This window comes from Mycobacterium sp. 1245852.3 (genome assembly GCF_001669335.1).
Taxonomy (GTDB): domain Bacteria; phylum Actinomycetota; class Actinomycetes; order Mycobacteriales; family Mycobacteriaceae; genus Mycobacterium; species Mycobacterium europaeum_A.
In genome coordinates this window covers 1-5,438 of the sequence record NZ_LZLL01000146.1, presented here as the reverse complement: position 1 = coordinate 5,438, position 5,438 = coordinate 1, and the positions used below count along the sequence as shown (strand labels likewise).

Sequence of the window (5,438 nt, the reverse complement as noted above, 5' to 3'; positions counted from 1 at the left end):
CCGCCGTGCAGCTGCGCCAGCCACAGCAGCGCCAGGTCCCAGAACTGCCAGAACGGCGACGCCCAGCGCTGCGCCACATAGTTGAAGTCGATGCGGTAAACGCCGTTATCCCACATCAACATGATGAACAGGTGCCCGATCGCCAGCACGAACAGCGCGATCCCGGAGAACCGCATGAACAGCCACGCGAACTTCTCGAAGTTGGGGATGCCGGCCCGCCGCCGCGGGGAGCGTGGGTTGTCCAGGCTGGCGGGGCGGTCATACAGGCGCTGTTTGACCGGGGCGAGCTCGCCGCGACCGAGCTGCAAATCCGGGCCGCTCATCGGAAGTGCTCCATCATGTGGATGACCGTCACCACGCCGGCCGGAACCATCAGCAGCAGGAACACGACGCCGACGATCCAGAACATCAACCGTTGATGGCGCGGGCCCTCGGACCAGAAGTCGATCAGGATCACCCGGATCCCGTTCAGGCCATGAAAGAGCACCGCCGCGACCAGGCCGTATTCCATCAGCCCGACGACCGGCATCTGGTAATCGTGGATCACCGCGTTGTAGGTCTGCGGGCTGACCCGCAGCATCGCGGCGTCCAGGACGTGGACGAACAGGAAAAAGAAGATCGTCGCGCCGCTGATCCGGTGCAGCACCCACGACCACATGCCTGGGTCGCCCCGGTACAGCGTGCGTGGTGGCCTGCGTTTGCGCGAGGGAGCCGGAGCCGCCGGATCCGCGGTTGTCGGTTGCGTAGTCACCCCAGTGTCACCCCAGTCCTGCGCCTTCTTCCGGCCTCAACGTCGGTCACGCCGGGCACTTGAGCTTAGCTCGGACACGCTGTGACTTGGGGCAATGTCCGTCAAGCGAAACGCCGTTTTGCGGATAGGGTGACTGTCGGAATCGGCCATCGGTGAGCGGGGATTCATGACGCCTGAGATCGACTGGAAGATGTTGCGGGACAAGGCAATAGATGCCGCCGAGGGCGCCTACGCACCGTACTCGCGATTCCGGGTCGGGGCGGCCGCGCTGGTCGATGACGGCCGGGTGGTGACCGGCTGCAATGTGGAGAACATCTCATATGGCCTCGGTCTCTGTGCCGAGTGTGCGGTGGTGTGCGCCCTGCATTCGGGCGGCGGTGGGCGCCTGGTGGCGCTGGCGTGCGTGGACGGGCGGGGATCGGTGCTGATGCCGTGCGGGCGGTGCCGCCAGGTGCTGGCCGAACACGGCGGCCCGGAGCTGCTGATCGACCATCCGCGCGGGCCGCGCCGGCTCGGCGACCTGCTGCCGGACGCTTTCGGGCCCGACGACCTGGCCCGCGGGCGTGGCTGATGCACGCGGTCGCTTGCTGAGCGTTGCCGGTCGGCTTACCGTCATCCGTGTGCAACGGGGGAGCGCGCCGCCGATGGGATCGCTGCCCAGGCTTTTTGTTGCGGTGCTGATCGCGGCGAGTATGGGGGCCGCGGGATGCGCGTCGCAGTCACCCGCCGCAAAGCCGCCGTCGGGGACCTCGTCGCCGGCGCCGGCGTCGTCGTCCTGGGTGGAGGACTCCGTCTCCTTCCCGGTCGCGGACATGACCGTGTACGGCACGTTCCGTCATCCGGCGGGGCATGGGCGGGCGGTGCCGGCGGCGCTGCTGATCGCCGGCAGTGGGCCGACGGATCGCAACGGTGACTCGGCCGCCATGCCGGGTCAGGTCGACACGCTGCGGAATCTGGCGCGGGCGCTGTCCGACGACGGCGTCGCCAGCTTGCGCTACGACAAGCTGGGCACCGGTCAGACCGGGCTCGGCCCCTACGCCACCGACCCGGCGAAGGTCGACATCGGCGTGTTCAAAGACGAGGCGGCCGCCGCGTTGAACTTCCTGGCCAACCAATCCGGCATCGACCGGACTCATCTGATGGCGCTCGGCCACAGCGAAGGCGCCCTCTACGCGATGATGCTGGCCACCGCCGCGCCCGGGACGGTTCCCGCGGTGCAGTCCTTGGGCCTGGTGGAACCGGCGAGCCGCCGCATCCTCGACCATGTGTCCGAGCAGGCCCACGCCCAGGCCGACGCCGCCGTCAGGTCTGGACGCGTCGCCGCGGCGCGGGCCGCCGAAAGCACCGCGGCGATCGACAACGCGATACAGCAGTTCCGCGCGACCGGCCAGGTCCCGCCCGACGAACCGCCCGGGCTGAAGTCGGTGATCAACGCCGCCAATGCGCACGCCCTGTTGCAGGAGGACGCGATCGACCCGCAGGCATTGGCGGCGAAGCTGCCGCGCAACATGCCGGTGCTGGTCACCTGCAGCGACGCCGATCTGCAGATCACCTGCCAGGACGTCGATTCCCTGGTGTCAGGCCTGACCAGCGCGGGCACCAAGACCGACTATGTCCACCTGACCGGGGTGAACCACGTCCTGAAAGAGGACGCCAGCGGAACGCCGGTCAATTACCCGAAGCCACTGCCATTCTCCACCCAGCTCGTCGGCGCGCTTGCGTCGTTCGTCAAAGAGAACGGGACGACACCCTGAGCCCCGGGGAGCCACTTGGCTGACCCCGCGTTCGACGCGCCCACGGTGATCCGGACCAAGCGCGACGGCGGCCGGTTGTCCGACGCCGCCATCGACTGGGTCATCGGCGCCTACACCGACGGCCGGGTGGCCGAAGAACAGATGGCGGCGCTGCTGATGGCGATCCTGCTGCGCGGCATGGACCGCGCCGAGACCGCCCGGTGGACGGCGGCGATGCTGGCGTCGGGGGACACGCTCGATTTCGGTGACCTGGGCCTGGCCACCGTCGACAAGCACTCCACCGGCGGGGTGGGGGACAAGATCACCCTGCCGCTGGTGCCCGTCGTCGCCGCCTGCGGAGCCGCGGTCCCGCAGGCGTCGGGCCGCGGGCTCGGCCACACCGGCGGCACCCTGGACAAGCTGGAATCCATCACCGGGTTCACCGCCCAGCTGTCCAACCGGCGGGTGCGCGAGCAGCTTCGCGTCCTCGGCGCGGCCATCTTCGCCGCCGGCGACCTGGCTCCCGCCGACGCCAAGCTGTACGCGCTGCGCGACATCACCGCCACGGTCGAGTCGCTGCCGCTGATCGCCAGCTCGGTGATGAGCAAGAAGCTGGCCGAGGGGGCCGGCGCGCTGGTGCTCGACGTGAAGGTCGGCTCCGGGGCGCTGCTGGACTCCGAGCGGCAGTGCCGCGAGCTGGCGCACACCATGGTCGAGCTGGGGGCGGCGCACGGCGTGCCCACCCGCGCCCTGCTGACGGACATGAACCGGCCGCTGGGCGCCACGGTCGGCAACGCCCTCGAGGTGGCCGAGTCGCTCGAGGTGCTGGCCGGGGGCGGGCCGCCCGACGTCGTCGAGCTGACCCTGCGGCTGGCCTCCGAGATGCTGGAGCTGGCCGGGATCCGCGACCGCGACCCCGCCGACACCCTGCGCGACGGCACCGCGATGGACCGGTTCCGCCGGCTCGTCGCGGCCCAGGGCGGCGATCTGTCGGTGCCGTTGCCCCTCGGTCGGCATGCCGAGACCGTGACCGCGCCCCGGGGCGGCACAATGGGCGATATCGACGCGATGGCAGTGGGGCTGGGGGCATGGCGGCTCGGCGCGGGCAGGTCCCGCCCGGGCGAGCGGGTGCAGCTGGGCGCGGGGATCCGGATCCACCGCCGGCCCGGCGAACCGGTCACCGCCGGCGAGCCGTTGTTCACCCTCTACACCGACATCCCGGAGCGTTTCGGTGCCGCGCTGGCCGAGCTGGACGGCGGGTGGAGCGTCGGCGACACGGCCCCGACTCCCCGGCCGCTGATCATCGATCGGATCATGACATGACCGCACCGCTGGGCCTCGAGCAGATCAGGAAGGCCCCCAAGGCCCTGCTGCATGATCACCTCGACGGCGGCCTGCGCCCGTCGACGGTGCTGGAGATCGCCGGGCAGATCGGTTACGACGGGCTGCCCGCCACCGACGTCGACGAGCTGGCGACGTGGTTTCGCACCCGTTCGCACAGCGGCTCGCTGGAGCGCTACCTGGAGCCGTTCTCGCACACCGTCGCGGTGATGCAGACGCCCGAGGCGCTGCACCGGGTCGCCTACGAGTGCGTAGAAGATCTGGCCGAGGACTCGGTGGTGTACGCCGAGATCCGGTTCGCGCCCGAACTGCACATCGACCGCGGGCTGTCCTTCGATGCGATCGTCGACGCCGTGCTGGCCGGCTTCGCCGACGGTGAGAAGGCCTGCGCCGCGGCCGGGCGCCCGATCGTGGTGCGCCTGCTGGTCACCGCGATGCGGCACGCGGCGGTGTCCCGGGAGATCGCCGAGCTGGCAATCCGGTTCCGGGACAAGGGAGTTGTCGGGTTCGACATCGCCGGCGCCGAGGCGGGCAACCCACCGACCCGGCACCTGGACGCTTTCGAATACATGCGAGACCACAACGCGCGCTTCACCATTCACGCCGGTGAGGCGTTCGGCCTGCCGTCCATTCACGAGGCGATCGCCTTTTGCGGGGCGGACCGGCTGGGCCATGGGGTGCGCATCGTCGACGACATCGAGGTGCTGGGCGACGGCAAGGTCCGGCTGGGTCAACAAGCATCCATCTTGCGGGACAAGCGAATTCCGCTGGAGCTGTGCCCCAGCTCCAACGTGCAGACCGGTGCCGTCAACAGCATCGCCGAGCATCCGTTCGATCTGCTGGCCCGCACCCGCTTCCGGGTGACCGTGAACACCGACAACCGGCTGATGAGCGACACCTTCATGAGCCGCGAAATGCACCGGCTGGTCGAGGCTTTCGGCTACGGATGGAGCGACCTCGAGCGGTTCACCATCAACGCGATGAAGTCAGCGTTCCTCCCGTTCGACGAGCGGCTGGCGATCATCGACGAGGTGATCAAGCCGCGCTATGCCGTGCTGATCGGCTAGCGGCTCACCGTCATATGTGCCCCGGCATCCCGATGTCGGGGTCGGCCGGTGCCGCGGGCGCGACCGGCACTGCCGGCGGCGCGACGGGCGGCGGCGCGATCGGCGCCTGGTCCACCGGCGGCGGTGGGGCCGCGGGCGGCGGCGGGGCGATCTGCGGGGCGGCCGCCGGCGGCAGCGCGTACGGGCCTCCGGCGCACACGGGATTGGCGGGCTGGCTGATGCATGCGGTATCCGCCGGGCCGGTGGGGGCGGCGTCGGCGGCGTACGGCCCGCCCTGACACTGCGCGACCTCTGGCATCGCCACACATCGGGGATCGGACGGGTTGGTCGGCAGGCCGGGATCGGGATTATCCTGCGGCGCAACGAGGATTCGCGCGGCCGGCGCGGGCATCGCGTTCGCCCGTGCGCCCGCACCCGCCGCGGCGACTGCGATCAGCGCTGCGGCCACAACCGTTTTCGCCATCACGTCGCGGACTCCTGTAGGGATCGTCCAAGCCATCGTGCCCCCAGCTACGGGCCCGGCACGGCTTGTCCGGGCTGTCGATC

The 5,438-nt window shown here is 70.2% G+C and carries 7 protein-coding genes; 4 read left to right on the top strand and 3 right to left on the bottom strand.

What is annotated here, in order from left to right; translation table 11 throughout:
* Together A9W96_RS06580 and sdhC are read right to left on the bottom strand one after the other, a co-directional pair.
* A partial coding sequence (locus A9W96_RS06580; RefSeq protein ID WP_067138535.1) for a succinate dehydrogenase occupies positions 1-323 on the bottom strand: 323 nt, incomplete at its 3' end.
* The gene (gene sdhC / locus A9W96_RS06575; protein ID WP_066863585.1) at positions 320-658 is read right to left on the bottom strand and encodes a succinate dehydrogenase, cytochrome b556 subunit; all 339 of its coding nucleotides are present in this window, start codon (positions 656-658) and stop codon (positions 320-322) included. The genes sdhC and A9W96_RS06580, both read right to left, overlap by 4 nt.
* 259 nt (positions 659-917) lie before the next feature.
* Here sdhC and A9W96_RS06570 point away from each other — a divergent pair, with 259 nt between their 5' ends.
* The 4 genes from A9W96_RS06570 to A9W96_RS06555 are packed head-to-tail and all read left to right on the top strand — an operon-like array spanning position 918 to position 4,892.
* Positions 918-1,322 (top strand): cytidine deaminase, encoded by a 405-nt coding sequence (locus A9W96_RS06570; RefSeq protein WP_067138533.1) that lies wholly within the window; start codon positions 918-920, stop codon positions 1,320-1,322.
* A gap of 49 nt (positions 1,323-1,371) precedes the next feature.
* Positions 1,372-2,505, top strand: a complete 1,134-nt coding sequence (locus A9W96_RS06565) for a hypothetical protein (protein WP_156765136.1) — start codon at positions 1,372-1,374, stop codon at positions 2,503-2,505.
* A gap of 15 nt (positions 2,506-2,520) precedes the next feature.
* Positions 2,521-3,807: a thymidine phosphorylase gene (locus A9W96_RS06560; RefSeq protein WP_067138529.1), complete on the top strand. Its 1,287-nt coding sequence runs from the start codon at positions 2,521-2,523 to the stop codon at positions 3,805-3,807.
* Positions 3,804-4,892 (top strand): adenosine deaminase, encoded by a 1,089-nt coding sequence (locus A9W96_RS06555; protein ID WP_067024440.1) that lies wholly within the window; start codon positions 3,804-3,806, stop codon positions 4,890-4,892. Before A9W96_RS06560 ends, A9W96_RS06555 begins: the two co-directional genes overlap by 4 nt.
* A 10-nt stretch (positions 4,893-4,902) precedes the next feature.
* On the opposite strand, the gene A9W96_RS32055 is transcribed toward A9W96_RS06555, so the two are convergent.
* Entirely contained in the window at positions 4,903-5,355 is a 453-nt protein-coding gene (locus A9W96_RS32055; RefSeq protein WP_066873253.1) for a hypothetical protein, read from the bottom strand.
* Between the last annotated feature and the right edge of the window lie 83 nt (positions 5,356-5,438).

What these genes read in the sequence shown, in the direction of transcription:
- A9W96_RS06570 (WP_067138533.1), top strand. Translation starts at nt 918, where the DNA reads ATGACGCCTGAGATCGACTGGAAGATGTTGCGGGACAAGGCAATAGAT.
- A9W96_RS06555 (WP_067024440.1), top strand. Translation starts at nt 3,804, where the DNA reads ATGACCGCACCGCTGGGCCTCGAGCAGATCAGGAAGGCCCCCAAGGCC.
- sdhC (WP_066863585.1), bottom strand. Translation starts at nt 658, where the DNA reads ATGTGGTCGTGGGTGCTGCACCGGATCAGCGGCGCGACGATCTTCTTT.
- A9W96_RS32055 (WP_066873253.1), bottom strand. Translation starts at nt 5,355, where the DNA reads ATGGCGAAAACGGTTGTGGCCGCAGCGCTGATCGCAGTCGCCGCGGCG.